Raw genomic sequence first — 25,280 nt, 5'->3', positions numbered from 1 at the left:
TCCGGCCTCGCTATCAGGCTGCTTTAGGCTGTTTTTCATATAAGAAATGCAGCACCTGCTGACGGTAGTGGTGGTAACGCGGATCGTCAGCCAGTGCGACGCGCGAGCGTGGACGTTCCAGCTCGACCGTCATGATTTCACCGACCGTCGCCGCCGGGCCGTTAGTCATCATCAGCACGCGATCCGACAGCAGCACCGCCTCGTCTACGTCGTGAGTAATCAGCACAATCGTGGTTTGCAAACGCTGCTGAATCTCCATGACAGCATCCTGAAGGTGCGCGCGAGTCAGCGCATCCAGCGCACCAAACGGTTCATCCATCAGCAACACTTTCGGCTTCATCGCCAGCGCGCGGGCGATACCCACACGCTGCTTCATCCCGCCGGAAATCTCATTCGGCCGCTTGTTCAGCGCGTGCCCCATGTGCACCAGTTCCAGATTGTGGGTAATCCATTCGTGCATCTCGTGCTTATTCATCTGCCCGCGAAATACCTGACGTACCGCCAGCGCAACGTTTTCGTAGGTGGTCAGCCACGGCAGCAGCGAGTGATTCTGAAAGACCACGCCGCGCTCCGGCCCCGGTCCGTCGATTTCACGGTTGTCACACAGCAGACCGCCGCTGCTCGGCAGCGTCAGACCGGCGATCAGGTTCAATAATGTGGACTTGCCGCAGCCGGAATGGCCGATCAGGCTGATCGTCTCACCGGTATGAATGTCAAAACTCACCTGATCCAGCGCCAGAAACTCACCGCTGGCGGTATTGAAACGCTGGCTCACCTGCTGCACTTGAATAATCGGTGTTGTACGCATCGTCGGCTCCTTAGCGGTTGTCATAGCTGAAACGGTTAGCAATCCACACCAGTCCCTGCTCAAGCAGCAGACCGATAACGCCAATCACCACGATGGCGATGATGATGTTTTCTACATTCAGGTTGTTCCACTCATTCCAAATCCAGAAGCCGATACCGACGCCACCGGTCAGCATCTCCGCCGCGACAATGACCAACCAGGCAACGCCAATCGACAGACGTACGCCGGTTAAGACGTTAGGCAGCACCGCAGGCAACAGAATTTTGCGCATGATGGTGAATTCGGAGAGCTTTAGTACACGCGCCACGTTCAGGTAATCCTGCGGGATGCGGCGTACGCCTTCGGCGGTGTTGAGGATCATCGGCCAGATGGAGCAGATGAAAATAGTCCAACTGGATGCCGGTTCAGCGCGCTGGAACAGCAGCAGCCCGATAGGCAGCCACGCCAGCGGGCTGACCGGGCGCAGCAGCGAAATAATCGGGTTGAGCATATTGGCCAGAAACGTAAAACGGCCAATCAGAAACCCCGTAGGAATGCCGACCAGCGCCGCCAGCCCGAAGCCAATACCCACGCGTTGCAGCGAGGCCAATACGTTCCAGCCGATACCCTGATCGTTCGGTCCTGCGATATAAAACGGATCGGCGAAGAGGCTGAGCGCCGCAAGCCAGGTCGCCCACGGCGTCGGGAAGTTTTCGCTGTTGAGCGCGGCAATCTGCCAAACCGCCACCAGCAGACCCAGCCCCAGTACCGCTGGGAAAAGCGGCTGAAACAGCTTACGCAGCAGCGGGCGGTAGGCGAAAGCAGGCGTTGCCGGTGCTTTTTCAGGTGCTACCGGTTTGGTTGGCAGCGGCATAATTTCAGCGCTGTGCACGGTTTCCGAAGCGTTATCCGCAGTAATCGGAATGATTTGGGCCTGGTTTTTCATCATCAACCTCACTTATTTCTTCACGCTAAAACTGTTGGCATAGCCCGCCGGATCGCTACCATCCCAGCGGCGGCCATCGATGAGCACACTGCTGCGCATGTCGCTACCGGGTAACGGCACATTTCCCACGGCCTCGGCCGCCTGCTTGTAGATATCAATCCGGTTAACCTGCTTCGCGACGGCCAGATAGTCCGGCTCTTCGGTGAGCAAGCCCCAGCGTTTGTGCTGGGTGAGGAACCACATGCCATCGGACAGGTACGGGTAGTTCACGGAACCGTCGTGGTAGAAACGCATCGCGTGTTCGTCTTTCCAGCTTTTGCCCAGCCCGTTTTCGTATTGGCCCAACATGCGTCCGACGATGGTTTCTTCTTTAGCATTGATGTACGCACGTCCGGCAACGACACCTGCCGTCTCACGGCGGTTGTCGTCCGAGGCATCAATCCAGCGCGAAGCATCGAGAATCGCGGCGGTCAGTGCACGGGCGCTGTGTGGGTTGGCGTTCGCCCAGTCAGCGCGGGTGCCCAACACTTTTTCGGGGTGATCCGGCCAAATGTCTTGCGAGGTAGCAGCGGTAAAACCGATTTTTTCGCTGATGGCACGCTGGTTCCACGGTTCACCGACGCAATAACCAACCATGTTGCCGATCTTCATGTTCATCACCATCTGCGGCGGCGGCACCACCACGGTGCGTACATCGTTCAATGGATGAATTCCGGCGGAGGCCAGCCAGTAATAGAGCCACATGGCGTGCGTACCGGTCGGGAAGGTCTGCGCGAAGGTATAGGTGCCCGCCGGGCTGGCGGCGATATATTTTTGTAGCGCAGCGAGATCCGTGACATTGGCTTCACGCAGTTGGTTAGCCAACGTGATCCCTTGCCCGTTCTGGTTGAGCGTCATCAGCGCCGCCATGTTGCTCTGCGACCCGGACAGCCCCATTTGCAGACCGTACAGTTGCCCGTACAGAATGTGTGCGGCATCCAACTCGCCCGACACCAGCTTGTCGCGCACCGCTGCCCAACTGGCTTCTTTGCTGGGCACAATAGTGATGCCATATTTCTTATCGAAACCTTTCACTGCCGCCATCACGACCGAGGCGCAGTCCGTCAACGGGATAAAACCGACCCGGATTTCCTTTTTCTCCGGTGCATCGGAACCCGCGGCCCAGGCGCTATTCATCAACCCTGGCAGCATCAGGCTGCCTCCCAGTGCTGCACTCCCCAACAGAAACTGGCGGCGAGAGACGGTCATGCTTTTGGTTTTGGAATCACTCATCAACGACACCCTTGCGCAAAACACCTTTTCAGGCGGAAAAAACAAAAACGGCGTCCACAAGCCCATGCAAAATCTGCACGCTTATGGACGCCGTTGTCCGATTAACACCTTCCGCACCGCCGTTGGCCCGAAACGCGTTATGAATGTTTGGTTGTTGCTAATGAGTTAAAGCAAGGTTTGTGCCAGATGTCACAGTTTTGCGTATTGTCGAGCGGGATTGTTTAATCGATAAGTGAACTGAAATTTAGGTAACCACATGTAAATTATGATGATTATTTCGTGCGCGAGAATACTGCCATTTCTATGCTACGCCGTAGCACGCGCCCGACACGGGGCGCTCAGTCGCCGCCGCCCCGTGACCCGTGGCTTTTTCGCGAGAAATAACGTCGCTATGCGATACCTTCAGAAAAAACAGTCTCTTAACGGACCGTCGTTGACGCGCTCCCGGCGCGGCAACGACTTTCGCGGCTTCCCTGCCGCTCATCCTAAGCCTGTTTTTCCTTCAGCGTTATTTACGCTCATCACAACACAACGACAGCGAGAACCAACTACGCACGAAACCATTTCACACCGTCAGTGACTCCTCTATTGACTCCACGATTTCCTCTTCACAAGACAGAGTTTTGCACCGCTAACTGGCAGAACACGCACAGTTCATGTGCATATACCTCTTAAGGGGTATCCCCGAATACGTCTGCTACCGCGAGCATCGCCGTTGCGATATCAATCAGCTTTTTATTCTGGCTCATCGCCATGCGGCGCAGGGTTTTGTAGGCCTCTTCTTCGCTTAATCCACGGTGTTGCATCAGTAAGCCCTTCGCGCGATCGATCTGTTTTCTTTCATTTAACGTCGCTCGTAGTGCAGCCAGTTCATGATCCTGCGCCTGTAAGCGCCGCGACTGTTGCTGCACCAGCGACAGCAGCGAGCGTCCCAGTTGTGGACTGACGCCATCACTATGTAGCCAACCGGGAGGGGCATTCTGCCCTTCCACGTCGTGACCGGCGACAAATATCGAATAACCAGGATCGTCATTCTCCTGATGTGCCATCAGCTCTTCGAGATCCGCCCGCTGATCGCTGCACGCTTTCTCCGCCGCCGCAATACGAGTCCGACAGCGCTGCATCAGCGTCTGCTCCAGTTCATCTTCCATCTGTTTCATTTCATCGATGCGTCGCGTGGCAATCGAAAACCAGTGCAGGCTGTCGGCTTCCGACAGTTTTTCTATCGGGCTACGGGTGCACACGATGCGGCGCAAGCGTTCAAATTCACTGTCTACCGCGATAGCACGCCAGCACTGCTGGTTTTCTTCATCGCTAAAGCTCAGAAAAGTATCGAAACAACGCTCCTGCCGTTCAATCAAATCCAGCAGCTTTTGCCGGGTGTCCTCATCGACGCTGCCTGCTGCATAGGCCGCCGCACCAATAGCCCGCTCCTGCCCCGCCAGTTCTTTCCCCTGCATAAAGCTGAACATGGCAATCAGCGTGCGGGAAATCCCCGGATCGGCCGCCGTGTCAGAGACCTCAAAAACCAGTGCCAGCAGGTTACGGACAATATCGTTGAAAAATGTCATCGCCTGCGGCTGAGGCAGCAAACGCTGGCGAATCTGCTGACGCAGCGCGGGCAGCAGACTCAGCGCATAGACCACGCTGGCGACACGGCTGAACAGACGGCTCGCCTGCGGCAATTCTGCCGTCATTTTTTCCAATCCGGCCAGATGCGTCATCAAGTGTGCCTGCGCCGCCTGCACATCTTTCTCACGTAGCGCCAGTTCGTCAGCGAAAAATCGGCCATCGGAACAAAGAAACAGGTTGGCCGTTCCCCGTTCGCGCTGCAACAGATGCACAAGCTGGCTGATTTTCCCCACCAGCTCACCACTTTGCAGCAGGTAGCGCAGGCTGTTTAGCTCACACTGGCGCGAGGCAAGTAAAAATCGAATTGTCGTTGAAGGCTCCGCCACCATCGCTGTCTCTCCTGAAAAAAACCACTGCCAGAAAGATGCAATTAGCGCGCCAGTTACCTCAGTTCAATGCGGCAGAAAGAAACGACATGTGCTCCGCACGATGACTGCCATTTGCGTGCACGTTTCACTTCCATTTTTAAACTCCGTTACTAAACCCGCCGTACCGTAAAAGGTACTCTCATCATCGTTACTAAAACTGTTTTATAGCCATCGGCACGATGCTGACATCGGCGCGGAAACAGAAAAAATCGCTGAAAAAACCGCATCGTAGCGACGACACAACCATAGGAAGGCATGAACATGGCAAATTTATCTGAACAAGAAAGCTGGATTGATGGAATTTATCAGCTTGAGACATCGGATCCCGTTGTCGCAGGCCCTGGGGGAATCTCCAACCGTCAGGCAGAGCAGTTAGCCAGCCGCACGGCCTATCTGAAAAAAATGCAGGAAACCACGGGCAAGAGTTTGCAAACCCATCTCGCCGCCAGCGATCCGCATTCGCAATATGCCCCCAAAAATAGCCCAGCGTTGACGGGGACGCCTACTGCACCTACCACAGCGCAGACGACAAATAACACGCAAATTGCCACTACGGCATTTGTGAAAACGGCCATTGCCGCACTGATTAATGGTTCTCCTGCGGCACTGGATACACTGCAAGAGTTGGCGAATGCGTTAGGCAACGATCCGCACTTCAGCACAACCATATTGAATGCAATTGCTGATGTGAAAACTGATGCGGCCAATAAGCTGAATGCCCATGCTTCCGTCCTTGATGCACACCCTCGATATGCCCCGAAAGACAGCCCTGCGTTCACGGGTACCCCAACAGCGCCGACGGCTGCCTCCAATTCTAATAACACGCAATTGGCGACAACCGCCTTTGTGAAAGCCGCCGTAGCCGCATTGGTAAACGGTTCACCTGCCGCGCTTGATACGCTGCAAGAGCTGGCGGCGGCGTTAGGTAATGATCCGAACTTCTCCACCACGATACTGAATGCGTTAGCCGGAAAACTGTCGCTGACCGGGGGTAAAATGTCCGGTCGTCTGGAGACAAACGATATTGTAAAAGTAACCGGAAGGGGGACTGAATTACCGGATTCTCAAGGCGCGTTTTTATGCTGGAATCGCATTAATGGGGAAGGACGTACCGATTTCGTGAATCACCGTGGCAGCGGCGGTGGCGGTTTTTCATTCTGGAACGGCAATCATGAGGCATTAAGCGAACTGGCGTCACTGAATTCTAACGGGTCGTTATATGTTTCCGGCATGCTGCATGAAGCAGGGAAACGGGTTTACAGCCCGAATAATAAGCCTACACCGGAAGACATCGGTACATACTCAAAAGACGAGGGTGATACCCGGTATTTAAAACAATCCGGCGGGGAGGCAACTGGAGAACTACAGCTATCAGCGGCTAATGGATTGCGACTGAATTATGGGGATTATGGCGTTATTTTTCGTAATGACGGTTACCGATTTTATATACTACTGACAAACAAAGGCGATAAAAAAGGGAGTTTTAATTCATTACGGCCATTTGATATCAATCTTGCCACTGGAGAGTTAACTGCCGGGCATAATGTAAATGTGGTTGGTGCAATCACTGAAAAAGGCCAGCGCATCTACAGTCCCAACAATAAACCCACCTCCGCAGATGTGGGAGCTATTTCCATCAACGATCTAGCTGGCATCCCCCTGCCATTCCCCGGCGCTGTCGCCCCTACTGGCTGGCTAAAATGCAACGGTCAATCATTTGATAAATCACGGTATCCGATTTTAGCATCCCGTTATCCATCCGGTGTGTTGCCAGACCTACGCGGCGAGTTCGTGCGCGGCTGGGATGATGGGCGCGGCGCTGATGCAGGGCGTGCTCTACTGAGTGCGCAAATCGGAATGATAGAGTCTCACAATCACATGCTACCAATTTCTGATCCGTCGCTTTGGGCCGGAGCAATATATGGCTATGCCCATAATCAACCTAGCGCCGTTATTGAGGATATCGGACATTCAGCAGGGTCGACCAGTAGAGAATTAACATCAATGACCGGTGGAACTGAAACCCGTCCACGCAATATCGCCTTTAACTACATCGTGAGAGCAGCATAATGAGTAACTATTCAACACAAATTAAAAACGCAGAATTGAACGAACACGGATTAGCCATCAATACGGGATGGATTACCGTTTATCACGTGAACCCGACGACTCGAGAATATCAGAGCGCCAGCTATGAATATGTAATGCAAGGTGTTGGCCTGCCCGCCGACAGCTATGCCGACGAACCGCAATTACCGCCAGTTGGACAAGCCCTGCGCCGTTCTGCTGATGGAAAATCGTGGGAACAGGTGCCGGACTATCGTGGCCAGACGGTTTACAGCACGGAAACCCGCCAGCCACAGACGGTGACGCAATTCGGCGATCTACCTGAAAATATGACATTTTTGGCCCCAGTAACCGAGTTTGATCGGTGGGATGGAATGACATGGGTGACAAACCGGGAGGCGCAACAGCTTGCCACAGCCCAAGGTCTACAACAAGAACTGACAACACGACGCACGGCGGCAAACACCCACATTACCGAGCTGAGCTACGCCGTGGACTTAGCCATTGCCACGGATGAAGAGCAAGAACGGTTAACCCAATGGAAAATTTATCTGGTCGCGCTGAGCCGCATTGACCTCACAGCCACATCAGTAATGTGGCCAGAAGCCCCATCCATTTAATCGGTAACACCAGCAACCATTACACATCAGGAGTGCCGTATTGAGCGTACGGCACTCTCATCATTTCCGTCTCTTTGAGCAGGCTATCCTGATAATCCCTAATTATTCCCCATCAAAAATGTAAATTTAAATAAAAAATGAAACTGTTATATTTATATATTTCAAATCTGTACTGTTTAAATTAAAATAAGTCACTGACACATGCAGTAATCAAGAATAAAAACACAATAAATTTAACTTATGTGAAATTAAAAACCAAAAATAAGATAAAATTAAAAATATAAAACCGAAAAAACAACATTAACGATAAAGATGCCAAATCGAAAAACTGTACTATTTATCCTTCAGTTTTTGCACGGTATAATCCCCGCACGTTTCACTCACTATTTATTCTTATCTCACGTCAATCAGTGACGTTAATTTCCGACGGATGCAAATACCGTCGACGGTAATTTATTCACATTTATTCATCACTATTTATTCCGGCAAGTATCGGAATAACTGCATTTTCCTGCCTGAAGTTAGGAGCGTAACATGTTTGATGTCGTTGAGCTGTCGCGGCTGCAATTTGCCCTGACCGCCATGTATCACTTTCTTTTTGTCCCGCTAACGCTGGGGTTGTCTTTCCTGCTGGCCATTATGAACACCACGTATGTGTTAACCGGCAAGCAAATCTACAAGGATATGACCAAATTCTGGGGCAAGCTGTTCGCCATCAACTTTGCGCTGGGCGTGGCAACCGGTCTGACGCTGGAATTCCAGTTCGGCACCAACTGGTCTTACTATTCTCACTACGTGGGCGATATTTTTGGCGCGCCGCTGGCGATGGAAGGGCTGATGGCGTTCTTCCTCGAATCCACGTTGATCGGCCTGTTCTTTTTCGGCTGGGATCGTCTGACTAAAGTCCAGCATATGCTGGTGACCTGGTTCGTTGCGCTGGGATCCAACTTCTCCGCCCTGTGGATTCTGGTCGCCAATGGCTGGATGCAAAACCCGATTGCCGCTGAATTCAATTATGAAACCATGCGAATGGAAATGCTGAGTTTCGCCGAACTGGTGCTGAACCCGGTAGCCCAGGTGAAGTTCGTGCACACGGTAGCGGCAGGCTACACCGCTGGCGCGATGTTCGTCCTCGGCATCAGCTCTTACTATCTGCTGAGAGGCCGCGATATTGCCTTTGCCAAGCGCTCGTTCGCCATTGCAGCGAGTTTCGGCCTGGCTTCGGTGCTGTCCGTCATCGTACTAGGCGATGAATCCGGCTATGTGATGGGCGACGTACAGAAAACCAAGCTGGCAGCGATCGAAGCTGAATGGGAAACACAGCCTGCACCGGCCTCTTTCACGCTGTTCGCCATTCCTAATCAGGAAACGATGCAGAATGAGTACGCCATCCACATCCCCTATCTGTTAGGGCTCATCGCCACTCGCTCGCTCGACAAACCCGTCGTCGGCATTAAAGACCTGATGGCGCAACATGAGATTCGCATTCGTAACGGCATGACAGCCTATGGTTTGCTGGAGGAACTGCGTTCGGGCAACACCGATCCCGCCGTTCGTGCCCAATTTGAGGCTGCCAAGCACGATCTTGGCTACGGCCTTCTGCTTAAGCGTTATACCGATGACGTCGCCAACGCCAGCGAAAACCAGATTCAGCAGGCAACCAAAGACTCAATCCCGCGTGTCGCGCCGCTGTATGTCGCGTTTCGCCTGATGGTGGGCTGCGGCGTGCTGATGCTTGGCATTTTTGCTCTGTCATTCTGGAGCGTGATACGTGGCCGCATGGGACAGCGTAAATGGCTACACCGCGCCGCGCTGTACGGGATTCCCCTGCCCTGGATCGCGATTGAATCCGGCTGGTTCGTCGCCGAGTACGGCCGTCAGCCGTGGGCAGTCGGCGAGGTTCTGCCTACCGCCGTTGCCAATTCTTCACTGGAGGCACACGACATTCTGCTGTCGATGGGGCTGATTTGCGGACTGTATACGCTGTTTCTGATTGCGGAAATGTATCTGATGTTCAAATTCGCCCGACTGGGGCCAAGCAGCCTGAAAACCGGCCGCTACCACTTTGAACAACCGACCGCATCGTCCCTCGCAACACCTGCAAAACCTTAACGGGAGCCATAATAATGCTGGATTATGAAACATTACGCCTGATTTGGTGGGGATTGATTGGCCTGTTGTTCATCGGCTTCGCCATCACCGACGGCTTTGATATGGGCGTAGGCATTCTGCTGCGCCTGCTGGGCAAGAACGATACCGAGCGACGGGTGATGATCAACGTGATCGCTCCACACTGGGACGGCAATCAGGTCTGGCTCATCACCGGCGCGGGTGCGCTGTTCGCCGCCTGGCCGATGGTTTATGCCGCCGCCTTTTCCGGTTTCTATTTTGCGATGATCCTGGTGCTGGCCGCTCTGTTCTTCCGCCCGGTTGGCTTTGATTATCGCTCCAAGCTGGAAAACCGCCGCTGGCGCAATATGTGGGACTGGGGCATTTTCATCGGCAGCTTCGTCCCCACGCTGGTGTTCGGCATCGCACTCGGGAACCTGTTGCAGGGCGTGCCGCTGAGCGTCGATATGTATTTGCGCCTCACCTACCACGGCGGATTCTTTGGCCTGTTGAACCCGTTTGGGCTGCTGGCGGGCGTGGTAAGCGTCGCCATGATCGTCGCACACGGCGCGATTTACCTGCAAATGCGCACCACCGATGCACTTCAGCGCCGCGCGCAAAAAACTGTACTGTTTTCCTGTGCACTGATGAGCCTCACCTTCTTACTGGCCGGCTTCTGGGTGCAAACCGGCATCGACGGCTACGTGATTACCTCAGTAATGGATAAAGCGGCCCCGTCTAATCCGCTGCACAAAGAAGTGGCGCAGCAGGCCGGTGCCTGGTTAGCCAACTTTACGGCGTATCCTACACTGTGGGCGATCCCCGCGCTGGGCGTGATTCTACCGTGGCTAACCGTGCTCTTCTCACGCCTGAATCGCTGCGGTTGGGGTTTTCTGACCTCGTCATTGACGATTGTCTGCGTGATTCTGACGGCAGGGATTACGCTGTTCCCATTCATTATGCCTTCCAGCTTTGATCCCAACGTCAGCCTGACCATCTGGGATGCCACGTCCAGTCAACTGACGCTTCAGGTGATGACCATTCTGGCCTGTATTTTTGTCCCCACCATCCTGCTTTATACCAGCTGGTGTTATTACAAAATGTTTGGCCGGGTCGATGCCCGCTACATCGAAGAAAATAAGCATTCCGTTTACTAAGGACTTGAGGAGAAAGAAGATGTGGTATTTCGCCTGGATACTCGGCACGCTGCTGGCCTGCGCGTTCGCGCTGGTCACCGCATTAGCGGTAGAGAACCATGAAGCGGGAAAAGACGCGTCATGAGAAAACGAAGCGCCCTATCGGCGCTTCATCATTCAGGGCAAATATCGTCACCAGGGCAGACGAAATCAGCCCGGGGCGTTAGAATGCAGAGGCTATGCCCACATCGGATACCCTCTTCAACCTGAAATCAGACGACGACATGACAACACCCAGACAGGACAAAACGCCGTGGTGGAGCCAGGGGAAAACCCCGGACTACCGTTTCTCATTAGCGAATGAACGCACCTTTCTGGCATGGATCCGCACCGCCCTGGCGTTTCTCGCGGGAGCGGTGGGTATCGACCAATTTACCGTGCACATCGATCCGCTGGTGCGTCAGGGGCTGTCGCTGTTGCTGGTGGTCAGCGCGGCACTGCTAGGCGGTCTGGCGTATCGTCGCTGGGTCAGCAATGAAAAAGCCATGCGGCAGGAAAGCGATATGCCATATACGCCAATGCTGCTGATCGTGACGCTGTTTATCACTCTCATCGCCATCGCACTCGCCGCCATGATTCTATTCGGGTAACACATGGAAACGACACGCGATCCGGGATTACAGCCGCAGCGAACTGGCATGGCCTGGTCACGGACGCTGTTTGTCATGTTGATCAATAGCCTGCTGTGTTTTCGTCTGAGCATAGTGGATGACAGCCGTGCGGTGTTTGCCTGCGCCATTCTGCTCTTGTTCGTTGCCGCGCTGATGTCGGTGCTGGCGATTCTGCGCTACCGTTTTAATGCCTGTTGCCAATCGGTGCTATCGCGCGCCAGTCAGGGATTGATCGTGCTCACATCGTCGTCAATAGTGCTCACCGCACTGGTCTTGCTGCTGCATTTCAGCGGCGTGTGGTAGACCCCGATTTTCTGTACTTTTTTCTGAAAAGAAAGACGGTGAAGCCCAAACGCGCTTCACCGATGAGATGGGTTATTCGATCGAACTTTCCGGGAACAGGAAGGGGTTGATGCTACTGCGAGAAAAGCCTTCTTCCTCCATTTTCACATCCAGCACCAGCGAAGCCAGATCGTCGGCGACGGCTTCCACACGGTGATCTTTTTCCTGATATAGCAGCTTCAGATACGTACCGCAGTGACCACAGCTTTCTGCTTTGATTGCGGAATTTTCGCTATCCAGCGACCAGTAATTGAGATCGCTCGACTCTTCACAGTTGCTGCATTTCACCCGCACCATGTGCCATTCACTTTCGCACAGATTGCAGTGCAGATAACGCAAGCCGCTGGACGTGCCTAACTGCACCACACCCGATACAGGAATACTGCCGCACACCGGGCAGAACTGACGATGTTCGCCGGGTACTGCGCGCGCTTTACCGGGCAGCAGACTTGCCATCTGTGCCCAGAACAGCGACAGCGCCGCCCAGATGAACGGGGCTTTATCATTGTTTTCAGCATGAAACTCATGTTGCAGCAGCGCCGTTGCCTGCTCTTCCAGCTCCTGCTCCGAGGCTTTTTCCAGATTCTCCAGCGTGGATAATACCTGCCCACTGGCATCCGGCTTTAATTCTTCAATCAGCGCGCGCAGCAGCGTGAGCCAGTGCCTATCGCGTGGGAATACCGCGATATCGAGCGGTGGGCGTTCACCAGACTGAGTCAGCACGTTACTCAGATCAAGCTGCAACGGATGATCGTGCAGCACCTTTTGTTGCGCTTCCACCACGCCTGCGGCAAAGGTGAGATAATCCCCCAGCGGGTGAGCCGCAGCTAACTGGCGCAGACGCTCCGCGCGGCTGCTGTACAGGCTTTTTAGGTTGGCGAAAAGCAGTGGAGGGATATGCCCTTCCGGCGTCGATTTTCCATTCTGTTCTAACTGTTCCTGAGGAACAATGCGAATACTCATCAGGGTAGGTTTTCCTGTTGTTTACGTTGTCTATCCGATAGGTTTCGGGGTGCAGGAAGGCCGCCAGCGCGGTCCGAAAGATAGCGGGTATAGCTCACCTTTAGCAGAGATTATACGCACCGTGCCTGATGACTTCCTGATTTCCGGCAAGGTTATGGCTGTTTTTCACTATCGATGCCGTCGCCTTCCACGATGACGGAACAGTAGCAGAAAAACGGCACGCATCTCCACACCTCTAAAGGGGTGATCGGGGCGGGCGTTCACCTATCTGGGTTCGGATCAGCGCTGCCAATACGATCACGCTTTGTTCACAGCGATCGTCCCACGCATAAGAGGCGTTGAAACGAAAGTAGCGATCGTATTTATCGCCAGTCGTAAACATTTTTCCCGGCGCAATACTGACACCCCGCGCCAGCGCACGACGGTATAGCTCCGTGCTGCTGACTCCCTCAGGCAATTCCAGCCAGAGAAAATAACCGCCTTGGGAATGATTAATACGCACGTCGCCCGGAAGATGCCGACGCAGCGACTGTAACGCCGCGTTTTTGCGCTGCTCCAGCGCCCGCCGCAGACGGCGCAGATGGCTATCATAGCTGCTGGTCGCCAGATAATCGGCAATCGCCAGCTGCATCGGTGCGCTAGTTGATAATGTACTCATCAACTGCAAACGCTGAATGCTTCCCGCATAACGCCCTGCGGCTACCCAGCCGACACGAAACCCGGCTACCAGATTTTTAGAAAACGAGGAACAGTGCAGAATCGTCCCTTTTTTATCCAACGCCTTCGCGGGCAGCGGACGTTGCAGGCCAGCATAAAGCTCGCTGTAGACGTCATCTTCTACCAGCCCGACACCGTGTTTTTCCAGCATCGCCACCAGTTGCTGCTTCTTCTCCCAGGACAAGGTGCAGCCGAGTGGGTTATGAAAATTGGTCATCAGCCAGCAGGCTTTGATCGGGTAGTCGTTCAGCGCCTGCTGCAACGCATCAAGATCGATGCCCTGCTGCGGATCGGTTGCAATCGCAATCGCCTTGAGCTTAAGACGTTCAATCGCCTGTAGCGCGCCGTAAAACGCCGGAGATTCGATCACCACATAGTCACCCGGTTCCGTCAGCACCTGAAGGCTGAGGTTCAGGGATTCCATCGCGCCCGCCGTAATCACAATCTCATCGGGCGAGACGGCGATCCCCTGCAAGGCATAGCGCTGGGCGATATTCTTCCTCAGGCTCTCATTACCCGGCGGTAAATTATCCAGTGCACTTTGCGGCTGCATATGACGCGCTACCGAGGCCAACGAGCGCGTCAACTGGCGTTGTGGAAAAAGCTGCGGGTCGGGAAACGCCGAACCAAACGGCATCACCGCGGGATCTTTACTAGCCTGAAGCACGTCAAAAATGAACGCATTGACGTCAACGTCTTCGGTAAGCTGAACGCGTTCCTGCCCCACGGGCGAATGCAGGCTGTCTGCGGGTAATGCGGACAGTTGTGGCGCCGCGTAATAACCCGACTGCGGACGCGACACAATCACCCCCTGGCTTTCCAGCAGTTGATAGGCGTGCAGTACAGTCATCAGGCTCATACCCGAATGCAGTGATTTCTCCCGCAGCGAGGGCAGTTTGTCACCCGGCTGCCAAATCCCTTCCTGAAGTTGCTCACGAATCTGGTGAGCGAGCTGTTCAAACTTTGCCATAGCGCTACGGTTTCGGTGGATGAAGCTGTCATTATTTTTGGCTCGAACACCACCGACGAGTGACGTTCGAGAAGGATACTTTATCGAGAACATCGCGTTGTTCGAGGACTATTTCGCCGCGTAGCGTTGTACAAAATCCAGCAGGATCTTACGCGCCCAGACCGGTTCCTGTGGAATGTCCATCATTCGGTCGACATCCCAACCGCCCTGTCGCAGCGCCGTTTCATTATGGCGCAGACACGTCAGCATGATGTCCGTGCTGAATTCAGGGTGGAACTGCACGGTCAACACTTTCTCGCTGTAGCGGATAATCTGGCAGCCGTCCATCTCTGAGCTCGCCAGCACCTGTGCACCTTCGGGCGCTTCCAGCACGGATTGCTGATGGGTCAGGTAAGCGCCGAACTGCTGCGGATAATCACGCAGTAATGGGTCTTGTGCTGCGGCTTCATTCGTTGTCACAACCTGAACACCGACTTCCTTGCCGTTCGGGTTATCCCCTACTTTGCCACCCAGCGCATCGGCCAGCAATTGATGCCCATAGCACACGCCCAGCAGCGGAACCTCCGCGTAGTACGCCTCGCGCAACCAACCCGCGGTGTATTCGCTCCAGTCCAGCCGATCCGTGACCATCGACCACGAGCCGGAAATAATCACCGCCGCCAGCGTATCAAACGGTGGGAGCGACTCGCCACGATCGGGACGCACCACTTGTATCGGTTGCGAATTCCCCTGTACTGCATCGCTAAACCATTTCCCCTGTTGCCCAACCTGAGAGGCAATACCTTCCGGCGGTTGGCCCAACTGAATCACCAGCAATACCTTTTCGCTCATCGTCCTGTTCTGCCCGTATTCAAAAATCACAAGTTTGAAAAATCATTCGGCTGAAAAACCACCCGTCAAAAAACAACAAGAACACGACGCGCAGCATCTCCTACGAACGTAGCACTAACGTAATACGATTCCTATCCAAGTCATATGCTGGATAGTAAAAGGCCACCTCAATGACAGGTGGCCTTTCATCTCTACCGCTTCAACGGCGATACCGCTCCTTTGGTATCACGGTAACCGATAGGCAATCACATAGTCACCACGGTCCGGTGAGTTACGTGCACCACCAGCCGAGATAACGACGTACTGCTTGCCATCAACCGGAGACTTGTAGCTGATAGGTGTAGCCTGACTTCCTACTGGCAGTCGGGCTTTCCATACTTCTTTACCGGTCGCGCTATCAAAGGCACGCAGATAGTAATCCTGCGTTGAGGCGATGAATACCAGACCGCCCTGAGTCGCGAGCGTGCCGCCAATCGTCGGCATACCGATCGGAATAGGTAATCCCATCTTAATACCGAAAGGCCCCGTATCTTTCACTGTACCAACGGGAACCTGCCAGGCGATTTTCTGCGTTTTTAAATCCACTGCCGTCAGCGTGCCAAAAGGCGGTTTCTGGCAAGGAATTTCAATAGGCGACATGAATCGAACTTTCGCATTAACCGAATACGGCGTGCCATCCAGCGGTACCGGACGATCAATGCTGGCCGCTTCGTTACCATCACTTTTCTTACCTTTATCCTCTGCCGATGTCGGTACGAGTTGAACCTCAAGCCCCACTCTCATATCGTTGACAAACAGGTAGTTATTCACCGGATCGGTAGATAATCCGCCCCAGTTCATGCCACCTAAAGAGCCAGGTAGGTTAAGTGACGGATCGTGACCCGGCGGGGTAAACAGCCCATTGTAACGTTTAGATTTGAAGTGGACGCGGCAGAGCAACTGGTCAAACGGCGTCGCTCCCCACATATCAGACTCTTTGAGGACATCTGCACCAATCTGCGGCATACCAACGGAAACAGGCTGAGTTGGCGAATAGACTTCGTTCGGGATTTCTCCCTGCTCAACCTTTCTCTCTTCAACTTTAGTCAACGGTTTACCGGTCGCACGATCGAGAACGAACAGTTGACCGGCTTTGGTACCGAACACTAACGCGGGTACGTTTTTGCCATTTTCGCTGGGGAAATTAACGAAAGAAGGCTGCATCGGCACATCAAAGTCCCACAGGTCATCGTGAACCGTCTGATAGACCCATTTGACCTGCCCCGTGGAGGCATCCACCGCCACCATTGACGCACCAAATTTACGATCCAGATCGCTACGTTTGACGCCCCATAAATCGATGGCGGCACTTCCCGTCGGCATGAACACCGTATTTGACTGCGGATCGTAGGACATCGGCGCCCACACGTTAGGCGTCGAACGCGTATAGTTCTGACCTTGTGCTGGTTCTGTCGTCTCCTGCGGATTGCCAGGATCAAATGCCCAGCGTAATTTCCCGGTAATCACGTCAAACCCGCGAACGACACCGCCGGGCATATCGATACTGACGTTATCCGCGACCCTGCCGCCAATGACGATAGTCGTCCCTGCCAATGTGGGCGCTGACGTCGGATAATATTGCCCTTTGTCGCTACCTTTACCCATGTGATCGCTGAGATCCACCCGGCCATTTGTGCCAAAATCTGGGCAAAATGCCCCGGTGTCCGCATCCACGGCGATCAGCTCTGGCGTCACGCTATTCATCAGGATACGACGCTGGCAAACCGCGCCTGCAGGTACTGAAACCTGAGCAACCGGTGTAGATCCTGGAAGATCGGGCTGCACTAGCGGCTGTGTGGCATCAAAATAGGCAAGACCACGACAGCGCATCCACTTTTTCTGGTGCGCGCCGATTTCCGTTTTCCACAGCTGTTCGCCACTTGTGGCATCCACAGCAATGATGTTGTTATGCGGCGTACACAGGAATAAACGGTTACCCACTTGCAGCGGAGTCTGCTGATCTTCAGCACCGCCGCCGCCCGGACTTTGCGGCACATCACCAGTACGGTACGTCCAGGCGACCTGGAGATCTTTCACGTTATCACGCGTGACCTGATCCAAGGCGACAAAACGCGACGCACCAGAAGTGTTACCGTAATTGCTCCAGTCACGCTGCTCTTCACCCGGTTTCACAGGGACGAGCGGCAGTTGAGCACCGGAAGACGGTACTGGCGCATGGGGAACAAACATCCCGCCAACTGTGGCAACAAAGGCCAGCGCCAGCACGCCCGCAGAAAGCCCTGCGGTGCGCCAACTCGTCTGCTTGCCCGCTGAATTACGCAAGAGAGGCAATGACAGTGCAACCAGAATGGCGATCCCTGCCAGCGTAAGCAAACGCGATACCAGAGGCCAAAAATCCAGGCCTACATCCCACAATGCCCAAATAACGGTTCCTAACAATACGGCACCGTACAAATAAGCGCCTAAGACGCTTTTACGCCAGAGAAGTACCCCGGAAATCAACAGTACTAAACCGGAGACCAGAAAATAGGCGCTCCCCCCCAAACCAATCAGTTTGGCGCCATAATAGGCGAAGAAAGCGCCTATCGCCGTTACGATTAACCCCAAGATCAGCAGCCAGATACCCTGCAACCTGGACACAAATGGTTTTGCCATAGAAAATTCCATCAATACGAGCAAACCTTATCTTCACATCATTTACCCCACATCTAACACGATGATGGAGAAAGGAATGCATTACGTTAGTGTTTTAGAAAAGCGAGAATGTGGGTCGAGAAACCGCATAAATATGCTGGATATATCGTTTCCACCCCACTTAATAGCGTAGATGCTTTTTAAAGGGTCACAATCATATTGCACTTTCTTAATAAGAAAATAAAATTTCTATAACATTTGGTTTGGTAAGGATTTACCTTTGTCGGATAAGCGATCCGCAAGAAAAAAAGGAATAATAAAAGTTTCTTATTGTGATGATAAATAGAGGGAATATAAATAGCCGTTATTTTATACCCATCATACTTCAAGTTGCCTATACGTTGGCTACGCGGCTCGGCACACTTGTGTATGCCTCGCCCTAAAGGATTAACGCTTCGCGTTGTTCAAAACGTTAACGTTTTGCCCTGAAACTCAAATTATTTAGGGTATACAGGAAGGCTGTTTTATATCGTTCAGGCAGAAGGCTGTTGACGATAGGCCAGAGAGAAAACGTCATAAAAATCTACGTCGCCTTTCGTCCGCTGAATTTTCTCTATCCCCGCTTTCACCGCGGGCGGCACTTGCTCATTGCGTAGCAGCTGATCCAGCGTGTCCTGCGATACGTGGCGGATCGTAAACCACTCGCCGTTATAGCACACACGTAAATCCAGGGTATCAATGTCTTCAAAGCGATAGGTTGGATTAATATCCATCGAAAGTGCCAGCGTCATCACCAGCAGGAAAACGGTAAAACCGATCAGATACGGTAAACCAAAATAAGAGGCATAAAAGAGGATGAGCGCGACCGGCACGTAGCTCACCAGCATCGCGGCAAACAAATAAGGGTGAGACTGCATGAATTTACGGCTGAAACGTATTTTATTGTCGCGTTTTTCTTCCCGGTTAATGCATTCGATCTCTTCGGTAAGAAGGCGTTTTACTTCGTCCATCGTCGTCACCATCATGCTTAAGGAATACAACACTGCTGGCGTCGATTAGAACATAGCCATATAAGAGATAACAGATACAGTTTTCGACAGATTGACTATAACAGTTTGTCTGCTGCCGGGAGAGAGTATCCCGACAGCATTAGATTACGGCGCAGTAGGGATTACGGAATGGCAGGCATGGTGAGATCGGGATCAATCAGATTATAGATCTGATTGCCAAACACAGGCTGTTGCAGCAGTTGATCAACCGCCAGCGCCACATCCCAGCGGGACACCAGTCCCAACGTCGCCGCGCCTTGCGTCAGTTGCGCATTGTGCGTCGCCACCACGTCCAGCAGACCGCCAGGACGCACAATACAATGATCCAACGAACTGCTTTGCAACCAGCTTTCTGCCAGCGACTTCTCACGTACCGCGAAGCCAAACGCGGCTCTGGCGCGTGGCGACAGCAGCGGCCAGCTATCACCACAGCCCAGCGACGTCACCAGCAGCATACGTTTGATGCCCGCCTGTTCTGCGCCATCGATCACCGTCCGGTGCCCCTGATAATTTACCGTACCGCCGCCCATTGTCGATACCACAATGGCAGAAGGGCCTGCCACACGACAGGCTTCTGCGACCGTTTCTGGATCGCAGGCATCGCCTTCCACTACCGTCATCCCCTGCTCACGCCAGTGTTTAGCCTGTTCAGGATTGCGCAAGACGAGTACGACCGTCTGCTCGCACTCAATAGCACGCTGTAATAAACAGGCGCCGACCCCATTGCCCGCGCCGAAAAGTAACCACGTCATACCTGCTCCGGTTGTAATTCACTCGCCAACGTGCGGAACGCCTCAACCTGAGCGCTCAGCAATTGGCGGTGGCTGTCTCGTCCAAGGAAGATTTTAAACATCGCCGCACCGCTGGCATTAAAGAACACCACGGACGCGGTGTCCATCCCCATGAACTTACGCTCGATAAACGCAATATGCTGACAGCTCGTCGCGCGGATGTGTCCACTCAGGCCATTTTTGCCGCGCAAATTAAAGTAACCATGACGATGCGTACCGGTTGGCAGCTCACTCTTGAATTCCAGAATTGCGTCCGCCGTATGGCTAATGAGCGTCACTTCACCCCAGGTCGCTATTGTGTCCCACACCTGATCGAAACGATCGCCCGTCGCCAGCGTACGCTGCGCCGCAGGCAAAGCCTCAACGACGGCAAACAGCGAGGTATTGTACTTTCCGGCAATCTCTTCCAATGTGCCATCAGGGTTGGTTGCCAGTAATTCATTCAGTGTCATGGTCATGGTTGCGTCTCCGGTTAGTGCGCATGCTCTTCGGCATTAAGCTGAGGGATAATTTGTTGTAATGCCTGCATCAGGTTGTTTGCCCAGAAGCGACCATCGTTGGTCAGGCGCAGACAGGTGGAATCGTCACAGGTCAGCCCGGCCTGATGCCACTGGCTAAGTAACGGCTGAAGTTCACGGGCATGTTGGGTCAACTGAGGCAGTTTGATGCGGCCCACTTCAATCCCCGCCTGAAGCTGATGCTGCCACGGCCCGGTCGGACTGGCTGGCGTCATCATCATGATTGGTTTTTGCCCCTGATCGATCTGCTGGTAATAGCGTTCCAGACTGCGTTCCATCATGTAGGCTTGCCCGTTTATATTGCCGCCCGCCCCGCTCCCCATAGCCAGACAGTCCGCGCCTTGTTTAATAAACAGGTTGTACAAATTGCGTTCACGCGTGGTGCGCGCCCAGTGGCTATTGCTGAGCTGGTGCCAGCCAGCGTCAGCCAGAAACGCTGCGCCAGTCCGATAGAAATCACGTCGCGCAACCACATCAGGCAATGCGACACGCTGGTTTTCGGCGGCTTTCGCCAGCGGCGTTGTCGGTAACAGATTGAGCGCATACAGATCGACGCCATCTAATGGTAAATCGCTGACGATGGCCAGATCTTCTCGCCAGATTTCCGGCGTTTGTTCCGGCAGGCCAAACATCAGATCGCACACCACTGCGGCTCTGTCTCGCTCGCACAGGCGTTCCAGGAAGCGGATTGACTGCTGTTTATCCGATGTACGCGCCATACGCTGACGAATGCGGGTATCAAACGTCTGAATCCCGATGGAGAAGCGGTTCGCTCCCGCATCCAGACAGGCATCGATCCGCTCATCATCAAAATCCATCGCCCGCCCTTCAACTGTGATTTCACAGTCTGGCGCCAGCGGTAGTGAGGTGCGGATCGCACGAATAATTTGCGACAACTCATCGGCTGCCAGCGCCGTTGGCGTGCCACCGCCAAAGTACACCGCATGAATGGGCGCAGACTGGTGCAGTGGGCTATCCGCCTCCATCGCCAGTTCCTGCAACAGGTAGCGGGTATAGGTCGCCGTGCTGTCATCACGCAGTTTGTTCTGGTAAAAACCACAGAACGTGCAATGCGTCGCGCAGAAAGGAATATGCAAATAGAGCAGACGTTTACGCGCAGGCACGATTTGCTGTTTCAGCGCCTGCCAACCGGCCGGAATCTGTTCTGGTGAAAGTGGCACATGGTTGCGCCAAGGCATTGCCATACGTCGGGCGCTAAAAGGCTGCTCACCGGGCTCGGCATAATACGGCGTCAAATCGATGTTCATTAACGGCCCCCAAATAATCAATAAAATAAATTAAATGATAATTATTTTTATTTGGCAACCTGCCCGGCAGGCCGAAAGGAGGCGGATTATTCTTTTCGTGTCATTTTCTCTTTAAATTAACCGAGTTGCTTATTTTGTTTAAAATCTCAGGTGTAAATAAACAGGGTTATTTTCCATTATTTTCAGAACATTAATCCCTTGCTCCGCTTTTAAATGTTAAATAAATGAAAACAAAAACCACCACATTAAAATTCGTTAATTTAACAACCGATAAAATATTGCAAGTCCTTATTTAATAACAAATGAGATTACAGTCACATTTTTTAATATTCATTCAAATTTAATTATCGCCGCCCTCGCTCAAATGATAACGTAAATGAGAATCATTAACTTTTCAGAGAAAAAGCCATGAATAAAAAGACCTCTCGCTGGGCTATCTTTATGCTGCCTGCTATTTACAGCGGCGCAATTAATGCAGCCACAAACGATTCATCTACAAATCATTCGACCACAAACAGCGATGAAATAACCGTTATTAGTGCAGGGAGAACGGAACAGAATTTATGGGAAAGTCCGGTAACGATGCAGGTTATCGATAATGAAAAGCTGGGTAAATATACCGGCGATTCTATTGCCGAAGCGCTGCGTGATATTCCCGGCGTCGATATTACCGATACCGCATTGGCCGGTCGTAAACAAATACGTATTCGCGGCGAAGAAGCCTCACGCGTATTAGTGTTAATTGATGGACAGGAAGTTACTTATCAACGCGCCGGCCCTAATTACAGCCTCGGATTATTAATTGATCCTTCTTATATCGAACGCATCGAAGTGGTGAAAGGCCCACATTCGGTATTATATGGTTCACAGGCTATCGGCGGCGTTATCAATTTTATTACCCGCAAGGGCGGAGACAAGCCGCTGAGCGGGAAAATCAAAGCCGTTTATGACAGCGCGACCGCAGGCTGGCAGGAGTCGGGTTTAGCCTACGGCTCTATCGGTAATTTTGATTACCGCCTCAGCGGCAGCTATAGCGATCAGGGCAACCGCAGCACACCGGATGGCAGACTGCCGGATACCCACTTCCGTAACAGCGGGCAGTCCGCCTGGCTCGGCTATCGTCTTGGCGATCATAAATTCGGCCTGTCGCTAGACAGCTTCAAGCTCAGCACGCAGACCTACACCGATTCGACTGAATACGACAGCTTCAGCGTGCGTATTCCTGAACTGGAAAGAAAGAAGGTCGGCCTGTTTTATGACTGGCAGATCGGTGGCGAGGTGCTGAAAAACCTGCATCTGGATGCCTACCAGCAAAATATCAAACGCGAATTCCGTAACAACCTGTCGCAGAGTGGTAATCCGCTGCGCTATAACAGCATGGCGCTTTACCAGGGCAAAATGGCAATGAGCACGGGAACCGACGACAAGCAGACCAGTCGGGGATTGACCTTACAGGCAGATATCACGCCATTCACCGATCATACGCTGATTGCCGGGGGACAATGGCTCTCCGATGTGGTGAAGCAAAACGCGTTCTCCGATGTCCGGGTAACGGGATCATTGTCGCCGATGGGCACACCGTCTCTGTCGGTTAACCCCAGCTCGGTATCCAATAACCACTGGCGGCAAAATAGCTGGGCGCTGTTCGCACAGGACGAATGGAAAATAACACCGGACTGGACGTGGACGCTGGGTGCTCGCCAATACTGGGTGGAGTCACTCTCCTACGGTGGCCAGAAAACAGGTACGGTGAGAATGAACGGCATGGTGATGCCGAACAACAGTACATCTGCCGCCGCGAAGGAAAATGACAGCACCTTAGTCACCGCCAGCAGCCTGCGCTATTCCGGCTTCGACAATATCCAACTGCGTGCATCCTTTGCACAAGGATATGTCTACCCTACCCTGACGCATAAGTTTTACGACACCGCAGCGGGTGGGAGCACCACTTACGGCAACGCCAATCTAAAAGCGGAAAAGTCAGACAATTATGAAGTCGGCATGCGCTATAAAGACGACAGCTGGCTGCTGGACAGCGCGGTCTACCACTCGCGCGCCAGAGACTACATCACCACGCTTAACTGCGCCGGTAACGCCGCCTGCTCCGGCAGCACGGACAGCAGCAGCCGCTATTACGCCAACGCCAACCGTGCAACCACGTACGGGATGGAGATGTATGCGGAATACCTCGGCTGGACGCTGTCGCCTTACGTTAACGGCAACATCATCCGCCGTGAGCTGGAATTGCCGACTCGCAGCACCTATCGTACCGGGGAACCCACCTTGACTGGCCGCGTCGGGGTCAAAAACATCACGCTGTTCGAGCGCATGGAGCTGGAATCGGATCTCTACCTCCGGGCGGCTTCACGCGCGAAGGATGAAACGGCAGATACCGCTGTCCAGCACAGCGGCTGGGCAACGGCCAATCTGGAGTTCACCAGCACCTTCGGCAGCGAGAATCAGTATCAGGTCACGCTGGCGCTGAACAATCTGTTGGACAAGCGCTACACCACAGCGCATGAAAGTATTCCCGCATCCGGCTTCAGCACCGCGATTGGCGCGGCATTCTCCTTCTGAGAATGAGGATGATGAAGGCGTTTATCGCGTTAATGCTCTTTGGGCTGTCTTCCTTCACCTGCGCGGCAGAACCGCGCGTGGTGATTGCCGGCGGCTCGCTGGTGGAAATCGTTTATGCACTTGGCGCAGGCAATACGGTAGTGGGCGTCGATCAGACCACCACCTACCCGCCACAAACGGCAACGCTACCGAAGGTCAGCAACTGGCAGCAGTTGACGAGCGAAGGTATTTTGTCACTGCACCCCACGTTATTGATGACCTGGCAGGATGCCAACCCGCCGCAGGTGCTTAACCAGCTTGAGCAGGCGGGCGTAACGGTCGCGCGTTTTATCCGCACGCCCAGTACGCCAGCGCAGCTGTTTAGCAATATTCGTCAGGCTGGCACGCTGCTCAATCGCTCTGAGGCTGCCGAACATCTGGCCACGCGTCTCTCCCAGCAGCTCAATGCAGTATCAGAGCGGCTGGCGACGCGAAAGAATCGCGTCAGCGTCGTGTTTTTGCTGAGTGTCGGCAGCAGCGCGGCGCAGGTCGCGGGGAAAAATACCGTGGTGGATAGCCTGATCGCGCTAGCAGGCGGGGAAAATGTTGCTACGCATAGCCAGTATCGTATTTACGGCGGCGAGGCGATGATTGCGGCAAATCCAGAGGTGGTGGTGGTGACCAGACAAAGTGTGGAAAACGGTGTGGAAGCGCTGGCGGCAGTACCGGGACTGACGCAAACCGCAGCCTGGAAAAACCAACGTATTATCGCACTCGATCAGGCGATTTTACTGGGAATGGGGCCGCGCGTCGTCGAAGCGGTTGAAGCGCTGAATCGCGGCTTCTATCCTGACTAAACGAATATATCCCCTAGATAATTCGAGTTGCAGGAAGGCGGCGACACAGTGAATCCTCAGGAGCTTACATCAGTAAGTGACTGAGGTGAACGAGGACAAGTCGGCTTAGCCGATTTGAACGCCGCTTGCGGCGGCCCTTCAGGGCGAGGCTCAGTGATGAGCCGAGTATTGCCAAC

General features: G+C 53.5%; 21 protein-coding genes. 9 read left to right on the top strand and 12 right to left on the bottom strand.

What is annotated here, in order from left to right; all coding sequences use genetic code 11:
• Positions 1 to 13 precede the first annotated feature (13 nt).
• The 4 genes from I2D83_RS07750 to I2D83_RS07735 form a co-directional block, all read right to left on the bottom strand.
• Positions 14 to 808 (bottom strand): ABC transporter ATP-binding protein, encoded by a 795-nt coding sequence (locus I2D83_RS07750; protein ID WP_015840929.1) that lies wholly within the window; start codon positions 806 to 808, stop codon positions 14 to 16.
• Between the two features lie 10 nt (positions 809 to 818).
• On the bottom strand, positions 819 to 1,733 hold the full coding sequence (ntrB, locus tag I2D83_RS07745) for a nitrate ABC transporter permease (RefSeq protein WP_205948154.1): 915 nt from the start codon (positions 1,731 to 1,733) through the stop codon (positions 819 to 821).
• Between the two features lie 12 nt (positions 1,734 to 1,745).
• On the bottom strand, positions 1,746 to 3,005 hold the full coding sequence (locus I2D83_RS07740; RefSeq protein WP_205947828.1) for a CmpA/NrtA family ABC transporter substrate-binding protein: 1,260 nt from the start codon (positions 3,003 to 3,005) through the stop codon (positions 1,746 to 1,748).
• A gap of 671 nt (positions 3,006 to 3,676) precedes the next feature.
• The gene (locus I2D83_RS07735; protein ID WP_205947827.1) at positions 3,677 to 4,966 is read right to left on the bottom strand and encodes a nitrate regulatory protein; all 1,290 of its coding nucleotides are present in this window, start codon (positions 4,964 to 4,966) and stop codon (positions 3,677 to 3,679) included.
• Positions 4,967 to 5,266: 300 nt separating this feature from the next.
• Between I2D83_RS07735 and I2D83_RS22330 the strand changes: the two genes are divergently transcribed.
• From I2D83_RS22330 to I2D83_RS07695, 7 genes are all read left to right on the top strand, one after another.
• On the top strand, positions 5,267 to 7,075 hold the full coding sequence (locus I2D83_RS22330) for a phage tail protein (RefSeq protein ID WP_241007287.1): 1,809 nt from the start codon (positions 5,267 to 5,269) through the stop codon (positions 7,073 to 7,075).
• Positions 7,075 to 7,692, top strand: a complete 618-nt coding sequence (locus I2D83_RS07720; protein ID WP_181845321.1) for a tail fiber assembly protein — start codon at positions 7,075 to 7,077, stop codon at positions 7,690 to 7,692. The genes I2D83_RS22330 and I2D83_RS07720 overlap by 1 nt, the downstream gene beginning before the upstream one ends.
• Positions 7,693 to 8,226: 534 nt before the next feature.
• Complete coding sequence (gene cydA / locus I2D83_RS07715) at positions 8,227 to 9,804, top strand: cytochrome ubiquinol oxidase subunit I (RefSeq protein ID WP_205947826.1); 1,578 nt, start codon at positions 8,227 to 8,229, stop codon at positions 9,802 to 9,804.
• Between the two features lie 14 nt (positions 9,805 to 9,818).
• Positions 9,819 to 10,958 carry a cytochrome d ubiquinol oxidase subunit II gene (cydB, locus tag I2D83_RS07710; RefSeq protein ID WP_205947825.1) on the top strand — a complete coding sequence of 380 codons (1,140 nt, stop codon included), beginning with the start codon at positions 9,819 to 9,821 and terminating at the stop codon, positions 10,956 to 10,958.
• A 19-nt stretch (positions 10,959 to 10,977) separates the two neighbouring features.
• The gene (cydX, locus tag I2D83_RS07705; RefSeq protein WP_010278781.1) at positions 10,978 to 11,082 is read left to right on the top strand and encodes a cytochrome bd-I oxidase subunit CydX; all 105 of its coding nucleotides are present in this window, start codon (positions 10,978 to 10,980) and stop codon (positions 11,080 to 11,082) included.
• A 139-nt stretch (positions 11,083 to 11,221) separates the two neighbouring features.
• Positions 11,222 to 11,587, top strand: a complete 366-nt coding sequence (locus I2D83_RS07700; RefSeq protein WP_043881955.1) for a YidH family protein — start codon at positions 11,222 to 11,224, stop codon at positions 11,585 to 11,587.
• Positions 11,588 to 11,590: 3 nt separating this feature from the next.
• Positions 11,591 to 11,911: a DUF202 domain-containing protein gene (locus I2D83_RS07695; RefSeq protein ID WP_205947824.1), complete on the top strand. Its 321-nt coding sequence runs from the start codon at positions 11,591 to 11,593 to the stop codon at positions 11,909 to 11,911.
• A gap of 72 nt (positions 11,912 to 11,983) precedes the next feature.
• Here I2D83_RS07695 and fdhE read toward each other — a convergent pair whose 3' ends face one another.
• From fdhE to hutW, 8 genes are all read right to left on the bottom strand, one after another.
• Entirely contained in the window at positions 11,984 to 12,913 is a 930-nt protein-coding gene (fdhE, locus tag I2D83_RS07690; protein WP_205947823.1) for a formate dehydrogenase accessory protein FdhE, read from the bottom strand.
• A 235-nt stretch (positions 12,914 to 13,148) separates the two neighbouring features.
• Positions 13,149 to 14,600, bottom strand: coding sequence for an aminotransferase-like domain-containing protein (locus I2D83_RS07685; protein WP_205947822.1), 1,452 nt, complete (start codon positions 14,598 to 14,600; stop codon positions 13,149 to 13,151).
• 108 nt (positions 14,601 to 14,708) lie between these two features.
• Positions 14,709 to 15,431: a glutamine amidotransferase gene (locus tag I2D83_RS07680; RefSeq protein WP_205947821.1), complete on the bottom strand. Its 723-nt coding sequence runs from the start codon at positions 15,429 to 15,431 to the stop codon at positions 14,709 to 14,711.
• Between the two features lie 225 nt (positions 15,432 to 15,656).
• Entirely contained in the window at positions 15,657 to 18,086 is a 2,430-nt protein-coding gene (locus I2D83_RS07675) for a membrane-bound PQQ-dependent dehydrogenase, glucose/quinate/shikimate family (RefSeq protein WP_194430465.1), read from the bottom strand.
• A 512-nt stretch (positions 18,087 to 18,598) separates the two neighbouring features.
• Positions 18,599 to 19,075 carry a YlaC family protein gene (locus tag I2D83_RS07670; RefSeq protein WP_241007286.1) on the bottom strand — a complete coding sequence of 159 codons (477 nt, stop codon included), beginning with the start codon at positions 19,073 to 19,075 and terminating at the stop codon, positions 18,599 to 18,601.
• 161 nt (positions 19,076 to 19,236) lie between these two features.
• Positions 19,237 to 19,866 (bottom strand): SDR family oxidoreductase, encoded by a 630-nt coding sequence (locus I2D83_RS07665; RefSeq protein ID WP_181828993.1) that lies wholly within the window; start codon positions 19,864 to 19,866, stop codon positions 19,237 to 19,239.
• Positions 19,863 to 20,363 (bottom strand): heme utilization cystosolic carrier protein HutX, encoded by a 501-nt coding sequence (gene hutX, locus I2D83_RS07660; RefSeq protein WP_015840946.1) that lies wholly within the window; start codon positions 20,361 to 20,363, stop codon positions 19,863 to 19,865. Before hutX ends, I2D83_RS07665 begins: the two co-directional genes overlap by 4 nt.
• Positions 20,364 to 20,377: 14 nt before the next feature.
• The gene (gene hutW, locus I2D83_RS07655; protein WP_205947820.1) at positions 20,378 to 21,691 is read right to left on the bottom strand and encodes a heme anaerobic degradation radical SAM methyltransferase ChuW/HutW; all 1,314 of its coding nucleotides are present in this window, start codon (positions 21,689 to 21,691) and stop codon (positions 20,378 to 20,380) included.
• Between the two features lie 408 nt (positions 21,692 to 22,099).
• Between hutW and I2D83_RS07650 the strand changes: the two genes are divergently transcribed.
• Positions 22,100 to 24,268, top strand: coding sequence for a TonB-dependent receptor plug domain-containing protein (locus tag I2D83_RS07650; protein ID WP_205947819.1), 2,169 nt, complete (start codon positions 22,100 to 22,102; stop codon positions 24,266 to 24,268).
• 11 nt (positions 24,269 to 24,279) lie between these two features.
• Entirely contained in the window at positions 24,280 to 25,104 is an 825-nt protein-coding gene (locus tag I2D83_RS07645) for a heme/hemin ABC transporter substrate-binding protein (RefSeq protein WP_205948151.1), read from the top strand.
• The last annotated feature ends 176 nt before the right edge of the window (positions 25,105 to 25,280 follow it).

It is taken from the genome of Pectobacterium aroidearum, assembly GCF_015689195.1.
In the GTDB taxonomy this organism is placed as follows: Bacteria; Pseudomonadota; Gammaproteobacteria; order Enterobacterales; family Enterobacteriaceae; genus Pectobacterium; species Pectobacterium aroidearum.
The sequence above is the reverse complement of the archived record's forward strand: the minus strand, read 5'-3'. Positions and strand labels throughout refer to the sequence as shown.